28 protein-coding genes are annotated in these 26,392 nt (G+C 73.9%); 18 read left to right on the top strand and 10 right to left on the bottom strand.

Going from position 1 to position 26,392, the window contains the following annotated elements; genetic code table 11:
- Nucleotides 1-118: 118 nt before the first annotated feature.
- Nucleotides 119-751, bottom strand: a complete 633-nt coding sequence (locus HS045_RS22135) for a YitT family protein (protein WP_230884531.1) — start codon at nt 749-751, stop codon at nt 119-121.
- 75 nt (nt 752-826) lie between these two features.
- Between HS045_RS22135 and HS045_RS22130 the strand changes: the two genes are divergently transcribed.
- Nucleotides 827-2,257 carry a PLP-dependent aminotransferase family protein gene (locus HS045_RS22130; protein ID WP_196453345.1) on the top strand — a complete coding sequence of 477 codons (1,431 nt, stop codon included), beginning with the start codon at nt 827-829 and terminating at the stop codon, nt 2,255-2,257.
- 27 nt (nt 2,258-2,284) lie between these two features.
- Here HS045_RS22130 and HS045_RS22125 read toward each other — a convergent pair whose 3' ends face one another.
- Nucleotides 2,285-2,899 carry a trimeric intracellular cation channel family protein gene (locus tag HS045_RS22125; RefSeq protein WP_196453344.1) on the bottom strand — a complete coding sequence of 205 codons (615 nt, stop codon included), beginning with the start codon at nt 2,897-2,899 and terminating at the stop codon, nt 2,285-2,287.
- A gap of 207 nt (nt 2,900-3,106) precedes the next feature.
- Here HS045_RS22125 and HS045_RS22120 point away from each other — a divergent pair, with 207 nt between their 5' ends.
- Both HS045_RS22120 and HS045_RS22115 read left to right on the top strand, forming a co-directional pair.
- On the top strand, nt 3,107-4,945 hold the full coding sequence (locus tag HS045_RS22120; RefSeq protein ID WP_196453343.1) for a long-chain fatty acid--CoA ligase: 1,839 nt from the start codon (nt 3,107-3,109) through the stop codon (nt 4,943-4,945).
- 121 nt (nt 4,946-5,066) lie between these two features.
- Nucleotides 5,067-5,840, top strand: coding sequence for a hypothetical protein (locus HS045_RS22115; RefSeq protein WP_196453342.1), 774 nt, complete (start codon nt 5,067-5,069; stop codon nt 5,838-5,840).
- 93 nt (nt 5,841-5,933) lie between these two features.
- Here HS045_RS22115 and HS045_RS22110 read toward each other — a convergent pair whose 3' ends face one another.
- The 3 genes from HS045_RS22110 to HS045_RS22100 are packed head-to-tail and all read right to left on the bottom strand — an operon-like array spanning nt 5,934 to nt 8,569.
- Nucleotides 5,934-6,947, bottom strand: coding sequence for an NAD(P)/FAD-dependent oxidoreductase (locus HS045_RS22110; protein ID WP_196453341.1), 1,014 nt, complete (start codon nt 6,945-6,947; stop codon nt 5,934-5,936).
- Entirely contained in the window at nt 6,944-7,492 is a 549-nt protein-coding gene (locus tag HS045_RS22105) for an isoprenylcysteine carboxyl methyltransferase family protein (RefSeq protein WP_196453340.1), read from the bottom strand. Before HS045_RS22105 ends, HS045_RS22110 begins: the two co-directional genes overlap by 4 nt.
- A 12-nt stretch (nt 7,493-7,504) precedes the next feature.
- Nucleotides 7,505-8,569: a 3-oxoacyl-[acyl-carrier-protein] synthase III C-terminal domain-containing protein gene (locus tag HS045_RS22100; RefSeq protein ID WP_307827645.1), complete on the bottom strand. Its 1,065-nt coding sequence runs from the start codon at nt 8,567-8,569 to the stop codon at nt 7,505-7,507.
- A 93-nt stretch (nt 8,570-8,662) separates the two neighbouring features.
- Here HS045_RS22100 and HS045_RS22095 point away from each other — a divergent pair, with 93 nt between their 5' ends.
- The 7 genes from HS045_RS22095 (at nt 8,663) to HS045_RS22065 (ending at nt 14,585) form a co-directional block, all read left to right on the top strand.
- Nucleotides 8,663-9,529, top strand: coding sequence for a UbiA family prenyltransferase (locus tag HS045_RS22095; RefSeq protein WP_307827644.1), 867 nt, complete (start codon nt 8,663-8,665; stop codon nt 9,527-9,529).
- 201 nt (nt 9,530-9,730) lie between these two features.
- Nucleotides 9,731-10,918, top strand: coding sequence for an RtcB family protein (locus tag HS045_RS22090; RefSeq protein ID WP_196453781.1), 1,188 nt, complete (start codon nt 9,731-9,733; stop codon nt 10,916-10,918).
- A gap of 482 nt (nt 10,919-11,400) precedes the next feature.
- Complete coding sequence (locus tag HS045_RS22085) at nt 11,401-11,667, top strand: hypothetical protein (protein ID WP_196453338.1); 267 nt, start codon at nt 11,401-11,403, stop codon at nt 11,665-11,667.
- Nucleotides 11,668-11,892: 225 nt separating this feature from the next.
- Nucleotides 11,893-12,492 carry an NADAR family protein gene (locus HS045_RS22080; RefSeq protein ID WP_196453337.1) on the top strand — a complete coding sequence of 200 codons (600 nt, stop codon included), beginning with the start codon at nt 11,893-11,895 and terminating at the stop codon, nt 12,490-12,492.
- A gap of 109 nt (nt 12,493-12,601) precedes the next feature.
- Nucleotides 12,602-13,591 (top strand): GTP 3',8-cyclase MoaA, encoded by a 990-nt coding sequence (moaA, locus tag HS045_RS22075; RefSeq protein WP_196453336.1) that lies wholly within the window; start codon nt 12,602-12,604, stop codon nt 13,589-13,591.
- A 167-nt stretch (nt 13,592-13,758) separates the two neighbouring features.
- A complete protein-coding gene (locus HS045_RS22070; RefSeq protein ID WP_196453335.1) occupies nt 13,759-14,331 on the top strand; it encodes a molybdenum cofactor guanylyltransferase in 573 nt (190 codons plus the stop codon).
- Nucleotides 14,328-14,585, top strand: coding sequence for a DUF6457 domain-containing protein (locus tag HS045_RS22065; protein WP_196453334.1), 258 nt, complete (start codon nt 14,328-14,330; stop codon nt 14,583-14,585). Before HS045_RS22070 ends, HS045_RS22065 begins: the two co-directional genes overlap by 4 nt.
- Nucleotides 14,586-14,814: 229 nt before the next feature.
- Here HS045_RS22065 and HS045_RS22060 read toward each other — a convergent pair whose 3' ends face one another.
- The gene (locus HS045_RS22060) at nt 14,815-15,132 is read right to left on the bottom strand and encodes a DUF3099 domain-containing protein (protein ID WP_230884529.1); all 318 of its coding nucleotides are present in this window, start codon (nt 15,130-15,132) and stop codon (nt 14,815-14,817) included.
- Between the two features lie 82 nt (nt 15,133-15,214).
- Here HS045_RS22060 and HS045_RS22055 point away from each other — a divergent pair, with 82 nt between their 5' ends.
- Nucleotides 15,215-15,427, top strand: a complete 213-nt coding sequence (locus tag HS045_RS22055; RefSeq protein ID WP_189236246.1) for a dodecin — start codon at nt 15,215-15,217, stop codon at nt 15,425-15,427.
- Between the two features lie 94 nt (nt 15,428-15,521).
- Here the strand turns inward: HS045_RS22055 and HS045_RS22050 are convergent, their stop codons facing one another.
- Together HS045_RS22050 and HS045_RS22045 are read right to left on the bottom strand one after the other, a co-directional pair.
- Nucleotides 15,522-16,901 (bottom strand): metallopeptidase TldD-related protein, encoded by a 1,380-nt coding sequence (locus tag HS045_RS22050; protein ID WP_196453333.1) that lies wholly within the window; start codon nt 16,899-16,901, stop codon nt 15,522-15,524.
- Complete coding sequence (locus HS045_RS22045; RefSeq protein WP_196453332.1) at nt 16,901-18,400, bottom strand: TldD/PmbA family protein; 1,500 nt, start codon at nt 18,398-18,400, stop codon at nt 16,901-16,903. The genes HS045_RS22050 and HS045_RS22045 overlap by 1 nt, the downstream gene beginning before the upstream one ends.
- A gap of 77 nt (nt 18,401-18,477) precedes the next feature.
- Here HS045_RS22045 and HS045_RS22040 point away from each other — a divergent pair, with 77 nt between their 5' ends.
- Together HS045_RS22040 and fabI are read left to right on the top strand one after the other, a co-directional pair.
- A complete protein-coding gene (locus tag HS045_RS22040; protein ID WP_196453331.1) occupies nt 18,478-19,182 on the top strand; it encodes a beta-ketoacyl-ACP reductase in 705 nt (234 codons plus the stop codon).
- Nucleotides 19,183-19,324: 142 nt separating this feature from the next.
- Nucleotides 19,325-20,089, top strand: a complete 765-nt coding sequence (gene fabI, locus HS045_RS22035) for an enoyl-ACP reductase FabI (RefSeq protein ID WP_196453330.1) — start codon at nt 19,325-19,327, stop codon at nt 20,087-20,089.
- 77 nt (nt 20,090-20,166) lie between these two features.
- Here the strand turns inward: fabI and HS045_RS22030 are convergent, their stop codons facing one another.
- Nucleotides 20,167-21,054: a hypothetical protein gene (locus HS045_RS22030; protein WP_196453329.1), complete on the bottom strand. Its 888-nt coding sequence runs from the start codon at nt 21,052-21,054 to the stop codon at nt 20,167-20,169.
- A 180-nt stretch (nt 21,055-21,234) separates the two neighbouring features.
- Nucleotides 21,235-22,179: an aldo/keto reductase gene (locus tag HS045_RS22025; protein ID WP_196453328.1), complete on the bottom strand. Its 945-nt coding sequence runs from the start codon at nt 22,177-22,179 to the stop codon at nt 21,235-21,237.
- A gap of 65 nt (nt 22,180-22,244) precedes the next feature.
- Here HS045_RS22025 and HS045_RS22020 point away from each other — a divergent pair, with 65 nt between their 5' ends.
- The 5 genes from HS045_RS22020 (at nt 22,245) to mshC (ending at nt 26,351) form a co-directional block, all read left to right on the top strand.
- Nucleotides 22,245-22,943, top strand: a complete 699-nt coding sequence (locus HS045_RS22020) for a histidine phosphatase family protein (protein WP_196453327.1) — start codon at nt 22,245-22,247, stop codon at nt 22,941-22,943.
- Nucleotides 22,944-22,952: 9 nt separating this feature from the next.
- Entirely contained in the window at nt 22,953-23,528 is a 576-nt protein-coding gene (locus tag HS045_RS22015) for a DUF3090 domain-containing protein (RefSeq protein ID WP_196453326.1), read from the top strand.
- Nucleotides 23,525-24,286 (top strand): SCO1664 family protein, encoded by a 762-nt coding sequence (locus HS045_RS22010; protein ID WP_196453325.1) that lies wholly within the window; start codon nt 23,525-23,527, stop codon nt 24,284-24,286. The genes HS045_RS22015 and HS045_RS22010 overlap by 4 nt, the downstream gene beginning before the upstream one ends.
- Nucleotides 24,287-24,321: 35 nt before the next feature.
- Nucleotides 24,322-25,038 carry an NRDE family protein gene (locus HS045_RS22005; protein WP_196453324.1) on the top strand — a complete coding sequence of 239 codons (717 nt, stop codon included), beginning with the start codon at nt 24,322-24,324 and terminating at the stop codon, nt 25,036-25,038.
- 89 nt (nt 25,039-25,127) lie between these two features.
- On the top strand, nt 25,128-26,351 hold the full coding sequence (gene mshC, locus HS045_RS22000; protein ID WP_196453323.1) for a cysteine--1-D-myo-inosityl 2-amino-2-deoxy-alpha-D-glucopyranoside ligase: 1,224 nt from the start codon (nt 25,128-25,130) through the stop codon (nt 26,349-26,351).
- The last annotated feature ends 41 nt before the right edge of the window (nt 26,352-26,392 follow it).

Below are 26,392 nucleotides of genomic sequence, written 5' to 3'. Positions count from 1 at the left end.
CGCTAATACCTCGGGCCGCGTCCGGGTGGCCCCGGAACCGGTCCGATTCCGCGCGGCGATTCCGCGCGGCGATTCCGCACGGCGGGCCGTCCCGCCGTCCTGGACGGCGGTCAGGCGGTCAGGCGGCCGGTCGGCCGGTCGGCTCCGGGCGGGTGAAGCTCATCCGCGGCATGAAGAACTGGGTGAGGGGCCCCACGGCGAGGGCGAAGACGACCGTGCCGACGCCCGCGGTGCCGCCGAGCAGCCAGCCGGCCGCCAGCGCGGTCAGCTCGATGAGCGTGCGGGCGGTGCGGATCGACAGCCCCAGGCGGACCAGGCCGGTCATCAGCCCGTCCCGGGGACCGGGGCCCAGGCCGGCGCCGATGTACAGGGCCGTCGCGGCGGCGGTGGCCACCACGCCGGCCAGCAGGAAGGCCCACCGGGCGGCGAGCGGGTCGGGCGCGGGCGCCAGCCACATCGCGGCGTCGGCGAACAGGCCGAGGAAGACGACGTTGCTGACCGTGCCGACGCCGGGCCGCTGCCGCAGCGGGATCCACAGCAGCATCACCAGTGCGCCCACCAGGATGATCCAGGTCCCGACGGACAGGCCCAGGTGGATGGAGAGCCCCTGGTGGAAGACGTCCCAAGGGCTGCCGCCGAGCCGGGACTCGATCTGCAGGGCGACGCCGGCCCCGTAGAGCGCCAGGCCGGCGTAGAGGCGGGCCAGGCGGGTGGGGAGGGAACCGAGGGCGGTCAGGGAGAGGTCGCTCATGATGGTCTGAATCATTCAGGCCGCCACCGTCCCGGCAAAGGGCCAATCACCGAAAGTGGTCTTATAGTGGCCCGCATGGACCGGTATCTGAGCGGCTCCCAGCTCGCCCGCCTCGTCGTGATCGACCCCGGCACCAGGCCCTACTACCGGGCCCTGGCCGACCGGATGCGCGCGCTGATCCTCGACGGGCGCCTCCCGGCGCGCGTGCGCGTCCCGGCCGAGCGGCACCTCGCCGAGGCCCTGGGCGTCAGCCGCACCACCGTGACCGCCGCCTACGACCGCCTCCGCGAGCAGGGCTACCTGGACAGCCGGCAGGGCGCCGGAAGCTGGACCGCGCTGCCCGACGTCGGCGCGCTCGGCACGGAGAACCCGTGGATCGCCGCGGGGGACGACGGCCTGCTGCCCATGCACTGCGCCGCGCCGCACGCCGCCTCGGCGCTGCCCGCGGCGATCGCCCACGCGGGCGAGCACTACCCGCGCTACGCGCTCGGCATGGGCTACGACCCGGCCGGGATCGCGCCGCTCCGCCAGGCGATCGCCGCCCGCTACACCGCCCGGGGGCTGGCCACCCGGCCCGAGCAGATCCTCGTCACCACCGGCGCCCAGCACGCGCTCCACCTGCTGGTCATGACGCTGCTGTCGCCGGGCGACCCGATGATGGTCGAGTCGCCCACCTACCCGCACATCCTGGACGTGGCCCGGCTGCGCGGCGCCAGGATCGTCCCGGTCGGCGTCCCCTCCGGCGGCTGGCACCTGGACCTGCTCACCTCGGCGATGCGCCAGTCGGCCGCCCGCCTGGCCTATGTGATCCCGGACTTCCAGAATCCGACGGGGCACCTGATGGACGACGCCACCCGGGCCGGGCTGGTCGGCGCGGCCCGCGCGTGCGACACCACGCTGGTCGTGGACGAGACCTGGAGCGAGCTGGCGATCGATGAGGCGTCCCCGGCGGCGCCCCTGGCCGCGTTCGACACCGACAGCCGGGTGATCTCCGTCGGGTCGGCCTCCAAGCTCTGGTGGGGCGGCCTGCGCATCGGCTGGATCCGCACCACCGCGGCCATGGTCCGCCGCCTGGCCGTGGCCCGTTCCGCGGTGGACATCGCCAGCCCGCTCTTCGAGCAGCTGGTCACGACCCGGCTGTTCGAGGACGTCGAGGAGACCAGAGCCGAGCGTCGCCGCACCTTCGGAGCTTCCCGGGACGCCCTGGCGGCGGCGTTGGAGCGGCGCATGCCCGACTGGTCCTTCGCCGTCCCGAAGGGCGGCGGGTCGCTCTGGATCCGGTTGGAAGGTCCGTCGGCCACCGCGCTGGCCGACGCCGCCGCCTGCCACGGGGTACGGCTCGCCCCCGGCGCCTGGTTCGGTCTGGACGGCGCCCTGGAGGGCCGCCTCCGCCTGCCCTTCACCCAGCCGCCGCAGATCGTCACCGAGGCGGTGGAGCGCATCGCCGAGGCGCGCGTCAAGGGCCCGTACGGCGTCCGCCCGGCCGAGCCGCTCACCCGGGTCTGAGGCCGCCGCGGGCGGGCGGGGCGCGGGTCAGTCCGGCGCGGCGACCCCCCGGGCGAGCGGGGCGCGGAGCCGGAAGCGCACGGCGGCGATCCGCAGGCCGAAGGCCAGGACGGCCGCCGCGAGGGTGGCCGTCCAGCCGTGCAGGTCGAGGACGTACAGCACGGCCATCACCGTCGAGCCGAGCATGGCCGGCACCGCGTAGAACTGGCGGTCGTAGAGCAGCACGGGGATCTGGCCGGAGAGCATGTCGCGCAGCACGCCGCCGCCGACCGCCGTGGTCACCCCGAGCAGGACGGAGTGCAGCGGGCTGAGGCCGGCCACCAGCGCCTTCTCCGTGCCGACGGCGCAGAACAGGCCCAGGCCCGCCGCGTCGAACACGTTCACCACCGGCATCACCCGCTGCACGTGCGGGTGCCAGAAGAACACGATCACCGTGGCGGCCAGGGGCACCACCACGTAGCCGACGCTGAAGAAGGCGGCGGGCCGGACGTTGAGGATCAGGTCCCGCAGGATCCCGCCGCCCAGCGCGGTCATCGAGGCGAGGACGGCCATGCCGACCACGTCCAGCCGCCTGCGCACGCCGACGAGCGCTCCGGAGAGCGCGAAGACGAAGATCCCGACGAGATCGAGCACCTGGGTCACCCCGGAATGATCCCATGACCGGCCCTATGACCTGCGGGGCCGGGTTCCGCCTGCCGGGCCGCGGCGGTGCCGTGAGGCCGCGAGGACGGCTCCCGCCCTCGCCGGGGAACGGTCCGGTTCCGTATTCCCGTGAGGTCTTGTCTGCGCCGACCCGGTGTGGTGCGATGCAACCCAATCGTGCAAGTGAGCACTTTCTGGAGGCGCGTCATGGGTGAGGTCCTTGAGGTGCGCGCCGCGATCGAGCGGGAGATCGCGGGCCGTACCGTTTGCGCACAGCTGAAGGAGACGGCGGAGCAGAACCCCGGCGCGCCCGCCTATTCCGATCCGGTGGAGGGCGGCTGGTCCACCCTCACCTACGCCGAGGCCCGTCAGCGGGTCCTGCAGATCGCGGCCGGGTTCGCCGCGCTCGGGGTGGAGTCCGGCGACACCGTCGCGCTGATGATGATCAACCGCAGCGAGCACGTGCTGGCCGATCTGGGCGCCGTGCACGCCGGGGCCGCGTCGTGCTCGGTCTACTCGACCTTCGCCCCCGACCAGGTCGCCTTCGTCGCCGGCAACGTCGGTGCGAAGGTCGCCGTGCTGGGCGGCGCGGCCGAGCTGGCCCGCTGGGAGCCGATCCTCGGCGAGCTGCCCCGCCTGTCCCGGATCGTGATGCTGGGTGACGTCCCGGCCGGCGACGACCGCTTCCTGAGCTGGGACGACTTCCTGGAACTGGGCCGCGAGCGCCTGGCCGCCGACCCGGCCGCGGTCGACGCCCGCTGGCAGGCCGTCCGGCCCGACGACGTCCTGACGGTCCTGTACACCTCCGGGACCACCGGCAACCCCAAGGGCGTGCCGCTCACCCACGCCAACGTGCTCTTCGAGGTCGGCGCCACCGACCGGATGACCTCGCTGCCCACCCACGGCACGCAGATCTCCTACCTCACCTACGCGCACATCGCCGAGCGGGTGCTCAGCCTGTACCTGCCGCTGTTCAAGGTCTCGCACGTGCACTTCTGCACGGACCTGGCGAACCTGGGCGCGACGCTCGGGCAGGTCAAGCCGGTGATGTTCTTCGGCGTCCCCCGCGTGTGGGAGAAGATGATGGCCCGCCTGCAGTCGCTGCTGGCGACCCAGCCGGAGGAGCAGCAGGAGAACGTGCGCACGGCCATGGCGGCCGGCCTGGCCTACGTCGAGGCGGGCCAGCACGGGCGGACGGTCACACCGGAGGTCCAGCAGGCCTACGACGCCGCCGACGCCGCGCTGCTCTCGATCATCCGCTCCATGATCGGGTTCGACAACGCCCGCTGGCTGGCCACCGCCGCGGCCCCGATGCCCCTGGAGGTCCAGCGGTTCTTCGCCGGCCTCGGCCTGAAGATCCTCGACGTGTACGGCATGACCGAGACGACGGGGGCGTTCACCGCCAACAGCCCCGAGAGCTACAAGCTCGGCACCGTGGGCCGCGCCGAGCCCGGCGTCGAGGTCCGCATCGCCGAGGACGGCGAGATCCTCACCCGCAGCCCGCTCAACACCCGCGGCTACCTGAACCGCCCCGAGGCCACCGCCGAACTGCTCGACTCCGACGGCTGGCTGCACACCGGGGACGTGGGCTCCGTCGACGAGGACGGCTTCGTCCGGATCGTCGACCGCAAGAAGGAGCTCATCATCACCGCCGGCGGGGAGAACATCTCCCCGGCCAACATCGAGAACTACCTCAAGGAGCACCCGCTCATCGGGCAGGCGCTCGCCTACGGCGACGGCAGGCCGTACCCGGTGGCGATCCTCACCCTCGACGGGGAGGTCGCCCCCGGCTGGGCGCAGGCGCACGGGATCGGGCCCGCCACGCTGGCCGAGCTCGCCGAGCACCCCGACGTCCTCAAGGCGGTCGAGGCCGCCGTCGCCGCCGCCAACGAGAAGCTGGCCCGGGTCCAGCAGGTCAAGCGCTGGCGCCTGCTGCCGGTGGAGTGGACGCCCGAGAGCGAGGAGCTCACCCCGAGCCTGAAGCTGAAGCGCCGCGTCGTGCACGCCAAGTACGCCGCGATCATCGACGAGATGTACGCCGGCTGACGGCGCCGGAGCCGGGAAAGCGCCCGTCCCCGGGAGGGGGCGGGCGCTTTCCCGGCTCTTGGCCGTTCGCGGGCCTGTCGCCACCACGCCCGTTGCCCGCCGATATCTAGCGTTCCTGGTCATGACCTTCAGAGCTTTCCTCATCTCCCTGACCGCCGGGGCGTGCGCTCTGCCGGCGCTGGTGGCCACGGCCGCGCCGGTCGCCGCGGACGACCACGTGGCGATCCGCTCGATCACCCTGCGCCCCTCCGCGCCGGTGGTCCACCCGGACCGGCCGGTACGCCTGATCATCGAGGTGGTCGCCCGGGGGGTCTCGGGCCGGGACGGCGTCACGATCAAGGTCGAGCCCGGCGCGCCGCCCGCCTCCCCGCCGTCGGCGGACTCCCCGTCCCCGGCCGACGCCCCGCAGGACTGGCAGCCGGAGCCCGGGAGCGCGCAGCGGCTGCCGGAGCCGGGCTGGCGGACCTGGCGGTTCCTGCCGGAGCGGCGGCTGAACCGCTGGTACCCCACCGGGCTCTGGACCGTCACCGCCACCGCGAAGGGCCAGGACGGCTCCCGGGTCGTCCGGCACGCCGGGTTCCGGCTCCGGCACGCGACCGACTTCAGCGCGCTCCAGGTCCGCCGGGCGGACAGGGGCGTGCAGATCAGAGGCGTGCTGAACCGGCTCGACCCGGAGGGCTACCTGGACTACGCCCCCTTCCCCCGACAGCCGGTGGAGATCCTGCACCGGCCGGCGCGGGGGGAGGAGTGGACGACGGTGGCCACGGCCACGACGGACCGCGGAGGGCGCTTCGTCCGCAAGCTGCGCGGGCACCGCGGAGGGGAGTGGCGGGTGCGCTTCCCCGGGACGAACCGCCACGCCCCGGAGACCGAGACCGTGCGCCGGTCCGCCTGACCCCGCGTACGGCGCCCGCCGCGCGGCTTCCGGCGGGCGGCTTCCGGTCGGCCGCGCTCGGCCGGGGAGGCCTCTCACACCGGCGGAGGCCTCTCACGCCAGCGCCCGCACCGCCGCGCCGAACACGGCGGGCAGGCGCTGCGCCGCCGGGACGATCAGCCGGGCCGACGCCCGGTGCCGCCGGGCCGCCAGGAGGGCGCCGGTGAGCAGCCGGTGCCGCCGGGACAGCCGCAGCCAGGCGGACTCGTAGGCCAGCGGCGTGCCGGCGCGCAGACAGCGCACCAGGGCCTGCGCCGACAGCAGCGCGAGCGACACGCCCTCGCCGGTCAGCGCGTCGGTGTAGCCGGCCGCGTCACCGACCAGCAGCACCCGCCCGGCGACGCGGGCGCGGACCCGCTGGCGCAGCGGCCCGGCACCGCGCACCGGTGTCGCGGCCGGGCAGTCCAGCCGCTCCAGCAGCGCCGGGAACTCGCTCAGCCGCTCGGCGTAGCCGCCGCGCCGGGAGGTCAGCACCGCCACGCCCACCAGCCCGTCGCCCACCGGGGTCACGTACGCCTCGCCGCCCGCCGCCCAGTGCACCTCGACGAAGTCCGACCAGGGGGCGGTCGCGTAGTGCCGCCGCAGGCCGTACCGGCGCGGTCCCTGCTCGGGAAGTTCCAACCCGAGCAGGGACCGCAGCGGCGAGTGCAGACCGTCGGCGGCCACCAGCCAGCGGGCGCGGAACCCGGCCGCCTCGACGTGGTCGCCGTACTGGCGCAGCTCCGCCACCCGCCCCGGGACGACCCGCACCCCCAGCTCGGCCGCGCGCCGCGCGAGCGCCGCGTGCAGCGCGGTGCGCCGCACCCCCAGCCCGAGCCCGCCGCGGAAGGCGGCCTGCGCCCGGTGGCGCCCGTCCAGGTAGCGGATCCCGCGCAGCGGCCGGCCGGCCGGCTCGACGCCCATGGACCGCAGGACCGCGGCGCCGGTGGGCATCAGGCCCTCGCCGCACGCCTTGTCCACCGGCCCGGGCCGGGGCTCGACCACCACCGCCTCCATCCCGGCCCGCGCCGCGTGGATGGCGGTCGCCAGACCGGCTGGCCCGCCGCCCGCCACCAGCACGTCGATCATGCCGGCGCCCGCCCCGGCGCCGGGGCGAGCGCCGCCAGGGCGGCCTCCTCGCACCGGATCCGGACCGCCATCAGCACGGCGTTGCCGACGGTGAAGACCAGGGCGGTGACCCACGCCCCGTGCACCAGGGGGAGCGCCGCCCCCTCGACCGCCACCGCGACGTAGTTGGGGTGGCGCAGGAAGCGGTAGGGACCGCCGGTGACCGCCGTCAGGCCCGGCACCACGACCACCTGGGTGTTCCACTGCGGTCCCAGGGTGGCGATGCACCACCAGCGCAGCGCCTGCGCGGCGAGCACCAGGGCCAGCATCGTCCCGCCGAGCGCCGGGACGAAGGGCCGGCCGGCCAGGCCCGCCTCCGCCAGGCAGGCGGCCAGCAGGCCCGTGTGCAGGAGCACCATCCACGGGTAGTGGCCCTGGCCGGAGACCACCCCGCCGCGCTCCAGGCTCCACCGCAGGTTGCGGCGGGCGACGACCAGTTCGGCGAGTCGCTCGACGGCGACGAGCAGCACCAGCAGCAGGTACCACGACGACAGCTGCCACGACATCCCGGTCACCCCCTACCAGCGCAGCAGGACGAGTTCGGAGCAGAAACCGGGGCCCATCGCGATGATCAGGCCCGGCGTGCCCGGCGGCGGACGCAGCGCGATCGTGTCCCGCAGGACGTGCAGCACCGAGGAGGAGGAGAGGTTCCCGACGTCGGCCAGGGAGCGCCGGGTGACGTCGAGCGCGCCGGGCGGGAGCCGGAGCGCCGCGGAGACGGCCTCCAGGACCTTCGGTCCTCCGGGGTGGCACACCCACGCCGTGACGTCGCCCGCGGCCAGGCCGTGGGCGGCCAGGAAGCCGTGCACGTCGTCGGCCAGGTAGGTCCTGACCACGTCGGGGACGCTCGCATCGAGGACCACCCGGAAGCCGGTGTCGCCGACCTCCCAGCCCATCACCCGCTCGGAGCCGGGGTACAGGCGGCTGCGGGTGGCGACCACCTCGGGTCCCCGCATCCGCGGCGCACGATCGCCGCCGCAGGCCACCACCGCGGCCGCGCCGTCCCCGAACAGCGCCGAGGCCACCAGGTTGGCGACCGAGGCGTCCCCGCGCTGCAGGGTCAGGGAGCACAGCTCGACCGAGAGCAGCACGGCCACGTGGCCGGGCCAGCCGCGCAGGTAGTCGTGGACGCGGGCGATCCCGGCCGCTCCGGCGACGCAGCCCAGGCCGAAGACCGGCACCCGCTTGACGTCGGGGCGCAGCCCCAGCCGGCCCGCCAGGCGGGCCTCGATCGAGGGTGCGGCGACGCCCGTCACGGACGTGAACATGATCAGGTCGACGTCCTCCGGGGCGAGTCCCGCCTCCTCCAGCGCGCCGCTCACCGCCCGGGCGCCCAGCTCGAGGGCGGTGTCGATGAAGACGTCGTTGGCCGCCCCGAAACCGTCGAGCTTGTCGTACCGGTCGAGCGGCAGGCTCAGGTGGCGGTGGCCGACCCCCGCGCTCGCGTGGAACCGGTTCAGGAGCGCGCGGTCGGCCCCCTCCGGCAGGCACAGCCGCGCGAACGCGTCCGTGATCTCGTCCTGGGCGTGGCGGTTCGGGGGCAGCACGCCGTGAACGGCGGTGATACGGCTCAATCTGGACACTCCCGGCTCGCTGAGGGGGACTCTCCGATCTCTGCCCGCGCGGGCGGGCGCCATGCTTCGCCGAGCCGATCACCGGCGTCTAGGATCGCGTCCGTGACGACGAGCGGGACGCCGCGCAGCCAGAGCCGTCCCCGCCTCCCGGCGCTCCTGTCCGGGCTGGTGCGGGCCTGCCACCCCGGGCCGACCGCCGCGGTCACCGCGCTGACGGCCGTGCTGGCCGCGGCGAGCGGGCGCGACGCGGCCGGGTGCGTCCTGGTGGCCGCGGCCGTGCTGGCCGGACAGCTCTCGATCGGCTGGTGCAACGACGCGGTGGACGCCGGGCGGGACCGGGCCGCCGGGCGGACCGGCAAACCGGTCGCCGACGGCGCCGTGGGCGCCCGGACGGTGTGGACCGCCGCGTTCGCCGCCCTCGCGGCGTGCGTGCCGCTCTCCCTGGCCTCCGGTACGGCGGCCGGCGCCGTCCACCTCGCGGGGGTCGCCGCGGCCTGGGGCTACGACCTCGGGCTGAAGGCCACCGTGCTGTCCTGGGCCCCCTACGCCGTGGGGTTCGGCTCGCTGCCGGCCTTCGTCGCGCTCGGCCTGCCCGGACAGCCCCGGCCCGCCTGGTGGGCGGTGCTCGCGGCGGCGCTGCTCGGCTGCGGGGCGCACCTGGCCAACGTGCTGCCGGACATCCCCGGCGACCTGGCGACCGGGGTCCGCGGCTGGCCGCAGCGGCTCGGCCCGGACCGTGTCCGCGCCCTGGTCCCGGTGCCGCTCCTGGCCGCCACCTGCCTGCTCGTCCTGGCCCCGCCGGGGCCGCCCGGCGCCGGCGGCTGGACCGCCCTCGCCGGGGCCGCCCTGCTCGCGGGCGCCGGCCTGCTGCTGGGCCGCCGCTCACCGCGGGCGCCGTTCGCCGCGGCCGTCGCCGTCGCGGCGGTCGACGTCCTGCTCCTGCTCTCCCAGGGCACCGCGATCGCGTAGACCGGCCCGGGACCACCCGCCCCGCCGCGGGCCGTACGGGAAGACCGCACGCCGCTCCGGCCGTTCATCCGGGGGAGGGCGGTTAATCCGGTTGCGGCCGGTGACCCGGTTCTGGCGTCATTGACCTTGTTCGCGATGAAGGTCGCGATGAAGGTCGCGATGAAGGTCGTAAGCGACTCGCCGGAGGGAGGCGACGTGGGGATGACGTACAGAGAGGTGCAGGGCGGCCGTGCGCCGATCCGCATGTGGGCCGACCCGGACGAGGTCGAGGCGAACGTCATGCAGCAGCTGCGCAACGTGGCCAACCTGCCGTGGGTGCAGGGGGTCGCGGTGATGCCGGACGTGCACCACGGCAAGGGGGCCACCGTGGGCTCGGTCATCGCCATGCGGGACGCGGTCTCGCCGGCGGCGGTGGGCGTCGACATCGGGTGCGGGATGACCGCGGTGAAGACCTCCTACACGGCGAGCGGCCTGCCCGACAACTTGGCCTACCTGCGCTCGAAGCTGGAGCAGGCGGTGCCGGTGGGGTTCGGGCACCACAAGCGGCCGGTCGACCCGACCCGGCTGCACGGCTTCAAGACCGCCGACTGGGCGGACTTCTGGAAGGACTTCGACCGGCTCGCCCCGTCCGTGCGGGGCCGGAGGGAGCGGGCCGAGGTCCAGATGGGCACCCTCGGGGGAGGGAACCACTTCCTGGAGGTCTGCGCCGACGACGAGGGCGCGGTCTGGGTCGTGCTGCACTCCGGGTCGCGCAACATCGGCAAGGAACTGGCCGAGCACCACATCGGCGAGGCGCGGAGCCTGCCGCACAACCAGGACCTGCCGGACCGGGACCTCGCGGTGTTCGTCGGGGGCACGCCGCAGATGGACGCCTACCGGCGGGACCTGTTCTGGGCGCAGGACTACGCGCGCCGCAACCGGGCGGTCATGATGGCCCTGGCCTGCGACGTGCTCCGGCGCCACCTTCCGAACATCACCTTCGAGCAGCCGATCTCCTGCCACCACAACTACGTGGCGGAGGAGCGGTACGACGGCGTGGACGTGCTCGTCACCCGCAAGGGCGCGATCCGTGCGGGATCCGGCGAGTTCGGCATCATCCCCGGCTCGATGGCGACCGGCACCTACATCGTGAAGGGCCTGGGCAACGCCTCGGCGTTCAACTCGGCCTCGCACGGCGCCGGCCGCCGGATGAGCCGGAACAAGGCCAAGAGGACCTTCACGCTGGCGGACTTCAAGGCCCAGACCGAGGGCGTGGAGTGCCGCAAGGACACCGGGGTGATCGATGAGATCCCCGCCGCCTACAAGGACATCGAGTCGGTCATGGCCGCCCAGTCCGACCTGGTCGAGGTCGTCGCCCACCTGCGCCAGCTCATCTGCATCAAGGGCTGACCCGGCCTTCCGGGCCCGCACCGCGGCGGCGGCATCCCCGCTGACCCGCGGTGCGGGCCCTCGGTGGTCCTCATCGCTCCTGCGCGCGGCCCGGCAGGACGGCGAGCCGCCCGCCGGCGCAGATCCCCGCGCGCCGGCCGGGTACTGCGCCGCCGTCATCCGGGGGACGGCGCCGCGTGTCCCGCGGTTGATCGGCAGGGGCCGCGGTTCCGGGCGGGAAAACGCCCATCGCATCCCTCCCCTTTTTTTCGGTCGCCTTCTATTCGGTTTTTGTATTTCACCGATCGCGAATTGAGGCACGAGGGTAATTCGTGTGGCGGATCGGCGCTCCCTCGGAAGGGGGACGACCCGGAAGCCCGGAAACGGCCACCATGAGATCGGCCTGCAGCGGTTCTTCCCTCCGCGTGCAGGCGTCGTGTCGAAGAGGCCGGGTGCGCCAGTGAAACCGCAGCCCGGGTGTGGCATCCACGAAAGGAAGAAGAATGAAGGTTCGTCGTACGGCGGCGGCGGTGTTGGCGGCCGGAGGGCTTGCCATCGGTGCGGTGTCCCTCTCGGCCCCGGCCGCGTCGGCCGCGTCGGTCGCGGACGTCTCCGCCCAGGCCGCCCCGTCGTGGCACCTCGCCGGGTCCTACCCGTACAAGGACCAGTGCGTCAGGACCGGTTTCAGAGCCGTCACCAGCGGCGGGATCGTCCAGAGTTTCCGGTGTGAGCTCGCCGGCTCGGAGTTCGCCCTCTACCTCTATTACTAGAGTCCGGTGAACGATCCGCCTCGGGCGGGGCCGCGCCCGGCCCGAGGCGGATCGTTCCGCCGAGGCCGCCAAGCCGCTCCGTCCCCCGCCGGTTCACGTCGCCGCGCTGCTCGGTCCCCGTCCGCTCTCCCGGCCGCGCCCGGGTGTGCGGCGCGCCCCGGACGGGTCGCCGGCGTCCGGGAAACGGCTGGCCGCCGACGGCGGGCATCTGCGAGGGTGCACGGCATGACCGAGGCGATGGACGTGCGCGACGTGGCGGCTCTGACGGCGGCGGTGGCGCGGGGGGAGAAGGTCCGCTACCTGATGTTCTGGGGGCACCGGCCGCCGCGCTCCGGCGGGGTCGGGGCCGGGTGCCTGTCGCAGTGGTGGCCGGCGGACTTCACCGTGGACGGGGTGGTCTACCGCACCGCGGAGCACTTCATGATGGCGGGCAAGGCGCGGCTGTTCGGCGATGAGGAGACCGCGGCGGAGATCGTGGCGGCCGGGCACCCCAAGCGGGCCAAGGACCTGGGGCGGAGGGTGCGCGGCTTCGACGAGCGGGCGTGGCAGGCGGCCCGCTCCGACCTGGTCGTCCGGGGCAACCTGGCCAAGTTCGCCCAGCACCCGGAGCTGGGGGGGTTCCTGCTGGGGACGGGGGACCGGGTGCTGGTCGAGGCGAGCCCGGTGGACCGGATCTGGGGGATCGGGCTCGCGGCCGGCGACGAGCGGGCCGGCCGGCCCGAGACGTGGCGGGGGCTGAACCTGCTGGGGTTCGCGCTGATGCAGGTACGGCAGGCGCTGCGGGACGGGCTCCTGGCCCCTCCCGGGAAGCGCACCGGGGAATGATCCGTACGGCGCGGCCGTTGTCAGGCGATGGAGCCCGTTTTTGGGCGGAGGAGGGGGGCGGCCTTAGGCTGGCCCCCTTGCTCGAATGACAAGGGGAGGGGTGGCGCCCGTGTTGCGCGACTCGTTCGGCCGAGTGGCGACCGATCTTCGGGTGTCCCTCACGGACCGCTGCAACCTGCGCTGCTCGTACTGCATGCCGCCCGAGGGCCTCGACTGGCTGCCCAAGCCCGAGCTGCTGACCGCCGAAGAGATCGTCCGGCTGGTCGCCATCGGGGTGGAGCGGCTCGGCCTCACCGAGGTCCGCTACACCGGCGGCGAGCCACTGCTCCGCCGCGAGCTGGTCGACATCGTGGCCCGCACCACCGCGCTCGCGCCCCGGCCGCAGGTCTCGCTGACCACCAACGGCATCGGGCTGGCCCGGCTCGCCGGGCCGCTCGCCGCGGCCGGCCTCGACCGGGTGAACGTCTCCCTGGACACCCTGGACCGCGAGACGTTCGCCAAACTCGCCCACCGCGACCGGCTGGCCGACGTACTGGAGGGCCTGGCCGCGGCCGAGGCCGCCGGGCTGCGCCCGGTGAAGATCAACGCGGTGCTGATGCGCGGCGTCAACGACCACGAGGCGGTCCCGCTCCTGCGCTACTGCCTCGACAAGGGCTACGAGCTGCGCTTCATCGAGCAGATGCCGCTGGACGCCCAGCACGGCTGGCGCCGGGAGAACATGATCACGGCCGACGAGATCCTCGCGACGCTGCAGGCCTCCTTCGGCCTGACCGACGCCGACCCGGCCGAGCGGGGCAGCGCCCCCGCCGAACTGTTCCTCGTCGACGGCGGCCCGGCGCGGGTCGGCGTGATCGGCTCGGTCACCCGCCCGTTCTGCGGGGCCTGCGACCGGGTACGGCTCACCGCCGACGGCCAGATCCGCAACTGCCTGTTCGCGACGGACGAGTCCGACCTGCGGGCGGCGATGCGCTCCGGGGCCTCCGACGACGAGCTGGCCGAGCGCTGGCTGGCGGCGGTCCGGACCAAGAAGGCCGGGCACGGCATCGACGATCCCGCCTTCCTGCAGCCGTCGCGCCCGATGTCGGCCATCGGCGGGTAACGCCGTGCGTCTCGGAGTCGCCCCGCACGGAAGCGGTCGTCGGACTCGCCCGTGCGGAAGGCGGCGTCCGGGTCCGGCACCGTGCGGAGGCGGCGTCCGGGTCCGGCACCGTGCGGAGACGGCGTCCGGGTCCGGCCGTCCGGACGACGTGAGCTAGCCTCATCTCCATGACCGGGTACGACGCGCTGATCCTCGCCGGAGGGCGGGCCTCGCGGCTCGGCGGACGGGACAAGCCCGGCCTGGAGGTGGGCGGCGTGCCGCTCATCGAGCGCGTGGCCGCCGCCGTGCCCGGCGCCGGCCGCCTCATCGTGGTCGGGCCGCCGCGGCCGGGACTCGACCGGGCGGTCTTCCGCACCGAGGACCCGCCGGGCGGCGGGCCGGTCCCGGCGCTGCGGGCCGGGTTGCCGGAGGCGACCGCCCCCCGCGTGGTCCTGCTCGCCGCCGACCTGCCGTTCCTGCGCGCCCGGCACGTCGAGGCGCTCCTCGACGCGGCGGACGGCGCAGAAGGGGACGGCGGGAACGGCGCGGGCGCGCTGCTCGTCGACGACGGCGGCCACGAGCAGTGGCTGGTGGGAGCCTGGCGGACGGCGGCGCTCGCCGAGGCGCTCTCCGGCTACGCGGGGCGGTCCCTGCGGGGGCTGCTGGCCCCGCTGGACCCGGTCAGGCTCCACCTGCCCGGGGAACCGTGGTTCGACTGCGACACGGTGGACGATCTGACGCATGTGAGGAGCAGGACGTGAACGTGCTGGAGGAGTGGACCGCGCTGGTCTGCAGGGAACTCGGCGTCGACCCCGCGCGGGTGGACCGGGACGCGCTGCTCGACCTCACCAGGGACGTGGCCCACGGGGTGGCCCGCCCGGCCGCGCCGCTGACGGCCTACGTGCTGGGCCTGGCCCAGGGGGCGGGGACGGCGCCGCCCGGCGCGGTGGAGCGGGTGAGCGAACTGGCCCGCGACTGGGAGCGGGCGACCACGGAGACGTTGGGCGACGCATAGGGAACGGCGCGCAGGAAACCGGAGTAGGGAACGGCGCGCAGGAAACCAGGATGGGACCAGAAGGCCGGAGAAAAGGGCGACGCCGGGTGGTTACGGGGGCAAACCACCCGGCGTCGCTTCATCGGCGTTCCGACGGGGGCCCGGAACGCCGGCACCAGTGCCCCGACGGGGGACCAGGGCACTTGGTTAAAGCGTACACCTCCAACCCGGAGGATGCGTCAAGACTTCGTCACGACCCGATCTCGCGCCGGTGCATCGGGATCTCGTTCTGTCCCGGATCGGTAAAGGCGGGATCGGCGGGCGCTCCGCCGCGGGGGGCGTTGGCGCCGACCACGGCGACGTACGGCAGGAAGATCGCTCCGGCGAAGAGCAGGATCTTGACCGCCATCGGGGCGGGCACGGTGAAGGCGAGGACCAGGCAGGCCAGCCGGATCCCCATCTTGATCAGGTAGTTCCGCTCCCGCCGCCCGATGTCCTCGCTCAACGAGGGCCGGGCGTCGGTCACCTGGTGAACCGCCGCGCGTCTGCGCCATCCCTTCACGGCCATCCCCTCACTCCTTCCACCGTAGACCTCGGATCGATCGGATGTGAACGGTCATGTGATCATGGCTTCCGGGTAGGACGGGGGCATGACGGATCGAACGTACCGGGTGACCGAGATAGTCGGCACGTCGGGGGAGAGCATCGAGGCGGCGGTCCGCAACGGCGTCCGCCGCGCCGCACAGACCCTGCGCCACCTCGACTGGTTCGAGGTGACCGAGGTCCGCGGGCACATCGTCGACGGGGAGGTCGCCCACTTCCAGGTCGGCATGAAGGTGGGCTTCCGCCTGGAGGACGGCTGATCCGCCGGGAAGCCGCCCGGAGGGCGTCCGTTCGCCCGGCGCCGGACCGGCCCGGGGCGCACGGACGCGCCCCGGGCCGGTCCGGCGTGCCGGATCAGCTCGCCTGGCTGACCGTCGACATGTTGAAGTCGGGCACCCGGACCGGGGGCGTCACCGTGCGGGTGAAGTAGTCGTTCCACTCGCGCGGCAGCGTCTGCTCGCTCGCCCCGATCTCGGTGATGCGGCCCAGGAGGTCCACCGGGCTCTCGTTGAAGCGGAAGTTGTTGACCTCGCCGACCACCTCGCCGTCCTCCACGAGGTAGACGCCGTCGCGGGTCAGGCCGGTGAGCAGCAGGCTCTGCGGGTCCACCTCGCGGATGTACCACAGGCAGGTGAGCAGCAGCCCTCGCTCGGTGGAGGCGATCATCTCCTCCAGCGACCTGCCCCCCGCCGGGCCCTCCATGATCAGGTTGTCGATCGCGGGGGTGGCGGGCAGGTTCGTCAGCTCCGCCGAGTGCCGGGTCTGGATCAGGTTCGCCAGCGTGCCGTCGGCGATCCAGTCGGTCGGCGCCAGCGGCAGGCCGTTGTCGAACACCGAATTCTGCCTGCTGGAGGTGTGCGCGACCACGAACGGGGCCGACTCCAGGCCCGCGGCGGCCGGGTCGCTGCGCAGCCGGACCGGCAGGGAGGCGAGCGTCTCCCCGACGCGGGTGCCGCCGCCGGGCCGGGAGAAGACCGTGCGGCCCTCGAAGGCGTCGCGGGCCCCGGCCGTCCAGTACAGGTAGATCATCAGATCGGCGACGGCGCCCGGCGGGAGCAGCGTCTCGTACCGGCCCGCGGGCAGGTCGATCCGGTTCTTCGCCCACTCCAGCCGCCGGGCCAGCGCGGCGTCCAGCGCCGCCACGTCCACGTCCGCGAAGTCGCGGGTGGCCACGCCCGTCCAGGCCGAGCGCTTCATGTCCGCGGACTTGGCGTTGAGCTCCAGGCGCCCGGTGGGCTGGACGTGCCGGAGGCGGGTGCCGGTGGAGGTGCCCAGGAACGTCGTGGTGACGCCGTGCTCGGCGAAGCCGTACAGCCTGCGCCCGCCCGCCTCGGCGGCGGCGAAGGCCTCGCCCAGCGCGGGGGCGAAGGCGCCGAACACGCCGATCGCGGTGGGCTCGGCGGGGGCGTCCCAGTCGGCGGAGACGGCGCCCGCGACCAGCGGCCGGGCGTCCTCGGAGGGGCGCGCGTCCTCGGCGGCGCGGTCGGCCGCGGCGACGACGTCGGCCAGCTCCTCGGGCCGGACCGCCGCCCGCGACACCACGCCCACGCCCTGCCCGGCGATCGAGATCACGGTCAGCTGGGCGGAGCGGGAGACGCCGTTGGTGGTCAGGGTGTTGCCCGCGAACCGCAGGTTGGCGCTGGAGCCGGAGTCGGCGATGACGACGGTGTCGTCGGCCGTCGACAGCTCCAGGACCCGCTCGACCATCTCCTGCGGGCTCATCTGAGAGGTCATCACTTCCCGCCTTCCTGCACGGTGTTGAGGACGCGGACGCCCCGGAAGAGCGCCGACGGGCAGCCGTGGCTGACCGGCGCGACCTGGCCGGGCTGGCCCTTGCCGCAGTTGAACGCGCCGCCCAGCACGTAGGTCTGCTCGCCGCCGACGGCCTCCATCGAGCGCCAGAAGTCGGTCGTCGTGGCCTGGTAGGCGACGTCGCGGAGCTGACCGGCCAGCCGGCCGTTCTCGATGCGGTAGAACCGCTGCCCGGTGAACTGGAAGTTGTAGCGCTGCATGTCGATCGACCAGCTCTTGTCGCCGACGACGTAGACGCCCCGTTCGACGCCCGCGATGAGCTCGTCGGTGGAGGGGCCGCCGGGCGCGGGCCGCAGCGAGACGTTGGCCATGCGCTGGATCGGCATGTGCCCGGGGGAGTCGGCGAAGGCGCAGCCGTTGGAGGCGCCCAGGCCCTTCATCCGGGCCATCCGCCGGTCGAGCTGGTAGCCGACCAGGACGCCGCCGGAGACGATGTCGAACTCGCGGGTGGCCACGCCCTCGTCGTCGTAGCCGATGGTGGACAGGCCGTGCGCGGCCGTGCGGTCGCCGGTCACGTTCATCGCCGGCGAGCCGTACACGAGGCTGCCGAGCCGGTCGAAGGTGGCGAAGCTGGTCCCGGCGTAGGCCGCCTCGTAGCCGAGCGCGCGGTCCAGCTCGGTGGCGTGCCCGATCGACTCGTGGATCGTCAGCCACAGGTTGGACGGGTCGATGACCAGGTCGTAGACGCCGGCCTCGACCGAGGGGGCCCCGAGCTTCTCCTCCAGCAGCTCGGGGAGGGCGGCGAGCTCGGCGGGGAAGTCCCAGCCGGTGCCGGTGAGGTACTCGTAGCCGCGGCCGACGGGCGGGGCCAGGGTGCGCATCTCCTCGAAGCGGCCCTCGCCGGTCTTCATGGCGTCCAGCACCGGGTGCAGGCGCACCCGCTGCTGGGTGGTGCAGGTGCCCGCCGTGTCGGCGTAGAACTTCTGCTCCTTGACCTGCATCAGCGAGGCCTGGACGTGGTCCACGCGCGGGTCCTTCAGCAGGCCGCCCGACCAGTCGGCCAGCAGCTCCACCTTGTCGCGCAGCGGCACGTCGAACGGGTCGACGTCGTAGGCGGAGACCCAGGTGACGTCGGCGTGGACCGGCTCGGGGGCCAACTCGATGGGTTCGCGGTTGACGGCGGCGGAGACGACCGCCACCTCGACGGCCTGCTGGGCCACGGCGGCCGCGGCCTCGGGGGTGAGCTCGATGCCGGCGGCGAAGCCCCAGGTGCCGTTCTTGACGACCCGTACGGCGTAGCCGAGGTCGTCGGCGTCGATGGAGCCCTCCAGCCGGGCGTCCGACAGGCGCAGGGTCTCGGCGCGGATGCGTTCGAGCCGGAAGTCGGCATGCTCGGCACCGAGGTCACGGGCACGTTGCAGGGCCGCGTCCGCCATCCGCCTCATGGGCAGGGCGAGGAAGTCGGGATCGATCTGGCGCATGTCCACGATCCTAGACCTGCGATCTTGTCCTTCGCGGATAACGGGTCTACCGGCGAGTAACGGATAGCGTCGGCTCCATGGCTCGATCTGTTCTCGTAACCGGCGGCAATCGCGGCATCGGCCTCGCGATCGCCCGCGAACTCGCCAGGGCCGGCGACGCCGTCGCCGTCACCTACCGCTCAGGAGAGCCCCCCGAGGGGCTGTTCGGCGTGCAGTGCGATGTGACCAGCATGGCCGATGTCGAAGCGGCGTTCGGGAAGGTCGAGGCCGAGCAGGGCCCGGTCGAGGTGCTCGTCGCCAACGCGGGCATCACCAAGGACACGCTCCTGCCGATGATGAAGGAGGAGACCTTCACCGACGTCATCGACGCCAACCTGACCGGCGCCTACCGGGTGGCCAAGCGGGCCACCCGCGGCATGCTGCGGCTCAAGCGCGGCAGGATCGTGCTCATCTCCTCGGTCGTGGCGATGCTCGGCTCGGCCGGGCAGACCAACTACGCCGCCTCCAAGGCCGGCATGATCGGCTTCGCCCGGTCGGCCGCCCGCGAGCTGGGCTCGCGCGGCATCACCGTGAACGTCGTCGCCCCGGGTTTCGTGGAGACCGACATGACGGCCGCGCTGGAGGAGTCCTACCAGGAGCAGATCCGCAAGAACATCCCGCTGGGCCGGCAGGCCAGGCCCGAGGAGATCGCCAAGGTCGTCGCCTTCCTGGCGGGCGAGGACGCCGCCTACATCACCGGGGCCGTGATCCCCGTCGACGGCGGCCTGGGCATGGGCCACTGAGCCCACCACCGAGCCCACCATCGGGGTCACCGGGGCCACCGCCCGCGACCACCGCAAGAGTCGGAACCGCCGGAACGGCCGGACGCGCCGGGGGCGAGCCCTCGGACTCGTCCGCGGCAGCACTTCACAAAGGACGGTATTCATGGGAATCCTCGACGGCAAGCGGATCCTGGTCACCGGCGTCCTGACCGACGCCTCGATCGCCTTCTCCGTGGCCCGGCTGGCCCAGGAGGAGGGCGCCACCGTCGTGCTGACCGGCTTCGGCCGGCTCAGCCTGGTCGAGCGCATCGCCCGGCGGCTCCCCGAGCCGCCGCCGGTGATCGAGCTGGACGTGCAGAACACCGAGCACCTCGACTCGCTGGCCGAGCGGGTGGGCGAGCACGTGGGCGGGCTCGACGGCGTGGTGCACTCCATCGGCTTCGCCCCGCAGAGCTGCCTCGGCGGCAACTTCCTCAACACCCCGTGGGAGGACGTGGCGACCGCGATGCACATCTCGACCTACTCGTTCAAGTCGCTGGCGGTCGCCTGCCTGCCCCTGATGAAGCAGGGCAGCTCGGTGGTCGGCCTCGACTTCGACGCCACCAAGGCCTGGCCGGTCTACGACTGGATGGGCGTCGCCAAGGCGGGGCTGGAGTCGTGCTCCCGCTACCTGGCGCGCGACCTGGGCAGGCACGGCATCCGGGTGAACCTGGTGGCGGCCGGGCCGCTGCGCACGATGGCGGCCAAGAGCATCCCGGGGTTCAAGGAGTTCGAGGAAGGCTGGCCGGACAAGGCCCCGCTCGGCTGGGACCTGTCCGACACCGTTCCCGCGGCCAAGGCATGCCTGGCGCTCCTGTCGGACTGGTTCCCCGCCACGACCGGCGAGATCGTGCACGTCGACGGCGGGGTGCACGCGATCGGCGCCTGACCGCCGGTCCTCCGGCCCCGGGGTCGCATGGTCCCGGGGCCGCATGGTCCCGAGGTCCGCACGTCTCCGGGCGGCGGTCAGGCGACGCGGTGCCGTCCCACCCGGAGCGGCTCGAACGGGATGGACCCCTTCTCGGCCCGCCGGACGTACACCAGCCGGACGGCGAGGACCGCGGCGGCCAGCAGGACCGTGGTGAGGGCGGTGCCCAGCGGGTCGGGCGAGCGGGTGGGCGTGACGGTCCGCTCGCCGGGCATCCGCTGCTGCAGTTCCTGGGTCAGGGGCCCGGGCCAGAGCGGATCCACCCGGGGCGCCTCGGCGTCGACGGCGAACCGCTCGGGGAGCACCGGGTCGCGCACCTCCGTGGTGTGCGTCCGCGGCTCCGGCGGACGCGGGGAGACCGGCGGGACCGGGATCCGCGCCTCCCGGTCGTCCTCCGTCCGCCGCGTGCCGGGTGCGCGGGTCGTGGCGGGGGCGGGCGTGGCGGACGGCCGTACGGGCCGGTCCGGTACGGAGGACGTCGCGGCGGAGGCCGTGCACTCGGGGGAGTCCACCAGCGGGAGGCAGACGTCGCTGAGGGTCTCGGGCAGCAGCCCTTCGCCCCCCTTCCCGCCCGGGGCGCCGGAACCGCCCGCACCGCCCCCGCCGTCCGGAGAGGCACTGGAAGAAGAGCCCTCACCGGCTCCCGGCGGCCCCGTCGGCACGAGTTCGCCGACGGGCTTGAGCGCCTTCTCCGCCGTGACGTCGAGTCGTCCGGTCGCCGGGGTCAGAGACGAGCCGGTCAGTCCGTCCACGGTGTCGGTGACGCCGTCCACCGTCCGGCAGAGCCCGCTGGTGACCCCGCCCAGCAGCCCGCCGCCCCGGGGGCAGTCCACCGGCCGGGCGACGCTTGCGGATGCGGTCGCGACCACGGGGATCCCGCTGCCCAGCGCCAGCGCCAGCGCGCCCGCCGAGATCGCAGATCGCATCGTTCCCCCTCGTGTGCCGGCGGCGCGACCTCGCCGGCGCCTGCCCGTACCCCGTCTGCCATGCGAATGACAGTTTTGTGCGAAGGCCGCGTTTTTCCACGGAAAGTTGCGATTCGGTATCGAGTAGTGACATGCGAGAAAGACTCTCGTTCTATACGGGCGCCTCGTGAGGGCCGGGGCTCAGTCCGCCGACACGTCGTCGAGGGCCTCCCTGATCTCCACGGGGAGCGTCAGGTCCTCCGTCTCCAGCACTCCGGCCAGCTGGGCGCAGGTCCGGGCGCCGACGATGGCCGTGGCCACCCCCGGCTGGTCGCGGACCCACGACAGGGCCACCGACAGGGGGGAGACGCCCAGTCCCTCGGCGGCGGTCGCCACCGACTCCACGACCCGCCGGCACCGCTCGTCCAGGTAGGGCGTGACGAAGTCGGCCAGGTGCGGGGTCGCCGCCCGGGAATCGGCGGGGATGCCCGTGCGGTACTTGCCGGTGAGCACCCCGCGCCCCAGCGGGGACCAGGCCAGCACCCCGGCGCCGACGTGCTCGGCGGCGGGCAGCAGGTCGCGTTCGGGCTCCCTGGCCAGCAGGGAGTACTCGACCTGGGCGGCGACGACCGGGGCCCGGCCGGGGACCGCCCGCTGGGTGACGGCGGCCGCGGCGAGCTGCCAGCCGGTGTAGTCGCACACCCCGGCGTAGGCCGCCCGTCCCGAGGACACGATGGCGTCCACCGCCGCCAGGGTCTCCTCCAGGGGCACCTCGGGATCGAAGGCGTGCAGCTGCCACAGGTCGACCTCGTCGACGCCCAGACGGGTCAGCGAGGCGTCGACGGCGGCGATCAGGTGCCTCCGGGAGGCGTCGCGCGGCCGTCGTCCCGCGGGGGTGAGCACGGCCTTGGTGGAGAGCACCAGCTCCGAGCGCGGCACCGTGTCGCGGATCAGCCGCCCGAGCAGCCGCTCGGCCTCCCCGCCGGTGTAGACGTCGGCGGTGTCGATCAGCGTGCCTCCGGCGTCGGCGAAGGCGCGAAGCTGCGCCGCGGCGTCCTCGGCGCCCGTGTCGCGTCCCCATGTCATCGTCCCGAGCCCGAGGCGGGACACCGACAGGCCGCTCCGGCCGACATAGCGCTGCTCCATGATCCGGCCAGGTTACCGTCCGGATAGGTGAAAACGAGGGAACCACTGCTGCAAGACTTGGAGCCGTGACGACGCTGTTGCTGGCAAGACACGGCCTTACCCCTCTCACCGGCCCGGTGCTGGCCGGGTGGACCCCGGAGGTGCATCTCAGCGACGCCGGCCGGGCGCAGGCGGAGGCCCTGGCGCGGCGGCTGGCCCCTCTGGAACTGGACGCGATCGTCGCCAGCCCGCTGGAACGCTGCCAGGAGACCGCGCAGGCGGTCGCCGCGGGCCGCGGCGCGCAGGTGCTGACCGACGAGCGGTTCGGCGAGTGCCGCTACGGCGACTGGACCGGCCGCCCGCTCGCCGAGCTCGCCCGGGACCCGCTCTGGCCCGTGGTGCAGGCCCACCCGAGCGCGGTGACCTTCCCCGGGGGAGAATCCCTCCTGGCGGTCCAGCACCGCGCGGTGGCCGCGGTCAGGGAGTGGAACGCCCGCCTGGGCCCCCGGGCCGTCTACCTCGTCTGCAGCCACGGCGACGTGATCAAGGCCGTCGTGGCCGACGCCATGGGCCTGCACCTGGACCAGTTCCAGCGGATAGCGGCCGACCCCGCCTCCCTCACCGTCATCCGCTACACCCCCATGCGCCCCTTCCTCCTCAGGCTCAACGACGTGGGCGGAGATGTGACCGGATTGCGACCCCGGGAGGGTTCGGAGGAAGAAGACGGGGGAGAAAATCCCACCGGGAGCGATGCCGCAGTCGGCGGCGGATCCGGGACCACGTAAGGTCGGGCTATGCCGGTGTTCGACTACGACCCACCTGAGAGGTTCGTGGCTGGTGCGGTGGGACAGCCGGGTTCGCGCGCCTTCTTCCTGCAGGCCCGGGGCCAGGGACGGCTGACCACCGTCGGGCTGGAGAAGTTCCAGGTGGCCGCGCTCGCGGACCGCCTGGAGGAGCTGCTGGACGAGGTGCTGCGCCGGAGCGGCGGAACCGCCCACGTGCCGGCCGCCGCCCCCGAGGCGCTGACCGACAACGACCCTCTCGACACGCCGATCAGCGAGGACTTCCGGGTCGGCACGATGGCCCTCGCCTGGGACCCGGAGGCGTCCCAGGTGGTGATCGAGGCGCAGGAGGTCGTCGAGGAGGACGAGGAGTTCGAGTCGTCCCTCCTCGACGAGCCCGCCGTGCTGCGGGTCCGCATCAGCCCCGCCGCCGCCAGGGCCTTCACCCGGCGGGCCATGGCCCTCGTCGCCGCGGGCCGCCCGCCCTGCCCGCTGTGCTCCCAGCCGCTCGACGCGGAGGGGCACGTGTGCGTACGGCTCAACGGTTACCGAGGCAGTGGAGCTGCATCCGGTGGAGGAGGCGAATGAGTGCCGAAAGCGAGCCCACGCTGAGCGCGCCGCCCGCGACGGGACTGGACGACGAGACCGCTCTGCGACTGCTCCGCGAAGGTCACCTCGAGGTCGCCGGCCGGCTGGTCGAGGCGACGAACATGACGCTCTACTGCTCGGTTCGGCTGGGCGGCCGCGCCGCCGCCTGCGTCTACAAGCCGGTGCGGGGCGAGCGACCGCTCTGGGACTTCCCCGACGGGACCCTGGCCGCGCGCGAGGTCGCCGCGTTCGAGGTCTCGGTCGCCACCGGCTGGCGCATCGTCCCCCCGACGGTCTACCGGGACGGGCCCTTCGGCCCCGGCATGTGCCAGCTGTGGGTGGACACCGATCCCGAGGCCGACCTGATGGCGCTGATCCGCAGCCGCCAGCCCGCCCTGCGGCGGATGGCCGTGTTCGACGCCGTCGTCAACAACGCCGACCGCAAGGGCGGGCACCTGCTCCCGCTCCCCGACGGGCACGTCCACGGGGTGGACCACGGCGTCTGCTTCTCCGCCGAGGACAAGCTCCGCACCGTGCTGTGGCAGTGGCGCGGCAAGCCGCTGCCCCGGGAGGCGATGAACGTCCTGGCCCGTCTGGAACGGGAACTGGAACGGGGGCGCCTGGGCCGCCGCCTCCGGGAACTCCTCACCCTGGCCGAGGTGGAGGCCACCTGGACCAGGGTCCGCAAGCTCCTGGACACCGGTCTGCACCCCCGCCCCTCACAGGACTGGCCCGCCGTCCCCTGGCCGCCCATCTGAGGCCGAGGCCGTGGGTCTGCCGTAGTCTGCCGGACATGTGCACGGTTGTCGTCAGCATCGACCCCGGCGCCGGGATCCCGCTGATCCTGGTCGGCGTCCGGGACGAGTTCACCGGCCGCCCCTGGGTGCCCCCGGCGGAGCACTGGCCCGGGCTGGTCGGTGGCCGGGACCTGCTGGCCGGCGGGACCTGGCTGGCCGTCGACCCCGCAGCCGGGCGGGCCTGCGCGCTGCTCAACGGCCACGGCGTGCCCGCACCCGAGCCGATCCGCCGCTCCCGCGGTGAGCTGCCGCTGCTGATCGCGTCCGGGGGCGACCCCGCGGATCTGGACCTGGCGGGCTACGACCCCTTCCACCTCGTGCTGGCCGACGCCGCGGGGGCGCGCCTGTGGAGCTGGGACGGCGCAGCCCTGGACGGTACGGAGCTCCCCGCCGGGACCCACATGATCGTCAACAGCGGATGGGAGCGCGGCGCGGACAACGAGCGCGTCGCGTTCTTCCGTCCCCTGTTCGCCCGGGCCCGCCGGCCCGCCGCGCTGGACGCCCCCTGGGGCGAGTGGGCGGTCCTGGCCACCGGTGCGGGCCTGCCGGCCGGCGACCCCCGAGCGATGATCATCCGGCATGCGCTCCCCGACGGACGGGTCTTCGCCTCGCTCTCGGTCACCCTGCTGGCCCTCGCCGACGCCGGGATCCGCTACGACTTCACCGGTGATCCCGGTGATCCCGGAGCGTTCCACCGGATCCTGCCGGAATGAGCGGACCGGTCCCGATGGTTGTGATGGACGTCCCGTATCCACCGCCCCGGGGTGATCGGGGCGGTCCGTCCCCTGGATAGGCTCACTACATGAGATCGTGGTCTGCGCCGAAGGTTCCTCGGCTCCCTGGTGCTGGTGCTCCGCTGCGGCTGTTCGACACCGCCGCCGGAGAGGTCGTCCCCACGCAGCCGGGCTCCGTGGCGCGGATGTACGTCTGCGGCATCACGCCCTACGACGCCACCCACCTGGGCCATGCCAACACCTACCTCGCCTTCGACCTGGTCAACCGGGCCTGGCGGGACGCCGGCCACGAGGTCCACTACACCCAGAACGCCACCGACGTCGACGATCCGCTCCTGGAGCGCGCCGGGCAGACCGGCCAGGACTGGCGGGAGCTCGCCGAGCGCGAGATCGAGCTGTTCCGCACCGACATGGAGGCGCTGCGGATCCTCCCGCCCCGGGAGTACGTCGGCGTCACCGAGTCGATCGACCAGGTCGCCGAGCTGATCGTGAACCTGCGCGACAAGGGCGCCACCTACGTGCTCGACGGCGACGTCTACTTCGACGTCGCGGCGGCTCCCAAGTTCGGCGCGGTCTCCGGCTACGCCGAGGAGTCGATGCTCGCCCTGTCCGGCGAGCGCGGCGGCGACCCCGGGCGGGCCGGCAAGAAGCACCCGCTCGACTGGCTGCTGTGGCGCGCCGAGCGCCCGGGGGAGCCGTCCTGGCCCTCCCCGTTCGGCCCGGGACGGCCCGGCTGGCACATCGAGTGCACCGCCATCGCGCTGGCCAACCTCGGCACCGGGTTCGACGTCGCGGGCGGCGGCTCCGACCTGATCTTCCCGCACCACGAGTGCGGCGCCCACGAGGGCCACGTCGCGACGGGGGAGTGGCCCTTCGCCAGGGCCTACGTCCACGCGGGCATGGTCGCCCTCGACGGGGAGAAGATGTCCAAGTCCCGGGGCAACCTCGTCTTCGTCTCCCGGCTCCGCCAGGAGAGCGACCCCATGGCCGTCAGGCTGGCGCTGCTGGCGCACCACTACCGGGACGACTGGGAGTGGACCGCCGACCAGGCGGCCTCCGCCGAGGTACGGCTGGCACGCTGGCGCTCGGCCGCGGGGCTGGCGGCCGGGCCCGCGGCGGACGCGGTGCTGGCGGACGTTCGAGCCCGGATCTCCGACGACCTGGACGCTCCCGGGGCGCTGGCCGTCCTGGACGACTGGGCGGAGCGGGCGCTCTCGCAGGGCGGCACCGATCCGCAGGCGCCCGCGCTCGTCAGGGACATCGCGGACGCGCTGCTCGGCGTCCGGCTGTAGGCCCGGTTCCCGTCCGGCTGTAGGCCCGGTTCCGGGGCCGC

The sequence above is a fragment of the Planomonospora sp. ID82291 genome (assembly GCF_015711645.1).
Classification (GTDB): domain Bacteria; phylum Actinomycetota; class Actinomycetes; order Streptosporangiales; family Streptosporangiaceae; genus Planomonospora.
Note: the sequence above shows the minus strand (reverse complement) of the source record. Positions and strands in the feature narration are given on the sequence as shown.

Coding starts and splice junctions, on each gene's coding strand:
- HS045_RS22045 (WP_196453332.1), bottom strand. CDS start 18,400: ATGCGCCAGATCGATCCCGACTTCCTCGCCCTGCCCATGAGGCGGATG.
- HS045_RS22120 (WP_196453343.1), top strand. CDS start 3,107: ATGGGTGAGGTCCTTGAGGTGCGCGCCGCGATCGAGCGGGAGATCGCG.
- HS045_RS22060 (WP_230884529.1), bottom strand. CDS start 15,132: ATGGCCGTGAAGGGATGGCGCAGACGCGCGGCGGTTCACCAGGTGACC.
- HS045_RS22090 (WP_196453781.1), top strand. CDS start 9,731: ATGACGTACAGAGAGGTGCAGGGCGGCCGTGCGCCGATCCGCATGTGG.
- HS045_RS22025 (WP_196453328.1), bottom strand. CDS start 22,179: ATGGAGCAGCGCTATGTCGGCCGGAGCGGCCTGTCGGTGTCCCGCCTC.
- HS045_RS22080 (WP_196453337.1), top strand. CDS start 11,893: ATGACCGAGGCGATGGACGTGCGCGACGTGGCGGCTCTGACGGCGGCG.
- HS045_RS22015 (WP_196453326.1), top strand. CDS start 22,953: ATGCCGGTGTTCGACTACGACCCACCTGAGAGGTTCGTGGCTGGTGCG.
- HS045_RS22070 (WP_196453335.1), top strand. CDS start 13,759: ATGACCGGGTACGACGCGCTGATCCTCGCCGGAGGGCGGGCCTCGCGG.
- HS045_RS22085 (WP_196453338.1), top strand. CDS start 11,401: ATGAAGGTTCGTCGTACGGCGGCGGCGGTGTTGGCGGCCGGAGGGCTT.
- mshC (WP_196453323.1), top strand. CDS start 25,128: ATGAGATCGTGGTCTGCGCCGAAGGTTCCTCGGCTCCCTGGTGCTGGT.
- HS045_RS22115 (WP_196453342.1), top strand. CDS start 5,067: ATGACCTTCAGAGCTTTCCTCATCTCCCTGACCGCCGGGGCGTGCGCT.
- HS045_RS22010 (WP_196453325.1), top strand. CDS start 23,525: ATGAGTGCCGAAAGCGAGCCCACGCTGAGCGCGCCGCCCGCGACGGGA.
- HS045_RS22050 (WP_196453333.1), bottom strand. CDS start 16,901: ATGACCTCTCAGATGAGCCCGCAGGAGATGGTCGAGCGGGTCCTGGAG.
- HS045_RS22105 (WP_196453340.1), bottom strand. CDS start 7,492: ATGTCGTGGCAGCTGTCGTCGTGGTACCTGCTGCTGGTGCTGCTCGTC.
- HS045_RS22030 (WP_196453329.1), bottom strand. CDS start 21,054: ATGCGATCTGCGATCTCGGCGGGCGCGCTGGCGCTGGCGCTGGGCAGC.
- HS045_RS22055 (WP_189236246.1), top strand. CDS start 15,215: ATGACGGATCGAACGTACCGGGTGACCGAGATAGTCGGCACGTCGGGG.
- HS045_RS22135 (WP_230884531.1), bottom strand. CDS start 751: ATGAGCGACCTCTCCCTGACCGCCCTCGGTTCCCTCCCCACCCGCCTG.
- HS045_RS22130 (WP_196453345.1), top strand. CDS start 827: ATGGACCGGTATCTGAGCGGCTCCCAGCTCGCCCGCCTCGTCGTGATC.
- HS045_RS22110 (WP_196453341.1), bottom strand. CDS start 6,947: ATGATCGACGTGCTGGTGGCGGGCGGCGGGCCAGCCGGTCTGGCGACC.
- fabI (WP_196453330.1), top strand. CDS start 19,325: ATGGGAATCCTCGACGGCAAGCGGATCCTGGTCACCGGCGTCCTGACC.
- HS045_RS22040 (WP_196453331.1), top strand. CDS start 18,478: ATGGCTCGATCTGTTCTCGTAACCGGCGGCAATCGCGGCATCGGCCTC.
- HS045_RS22005 (WP_196453324.1), top strand. CDS start 24,322: ATGTGCACGGTTGTCGTCAGCATCGACCCCGGCGCCGGGATCCCGCTG.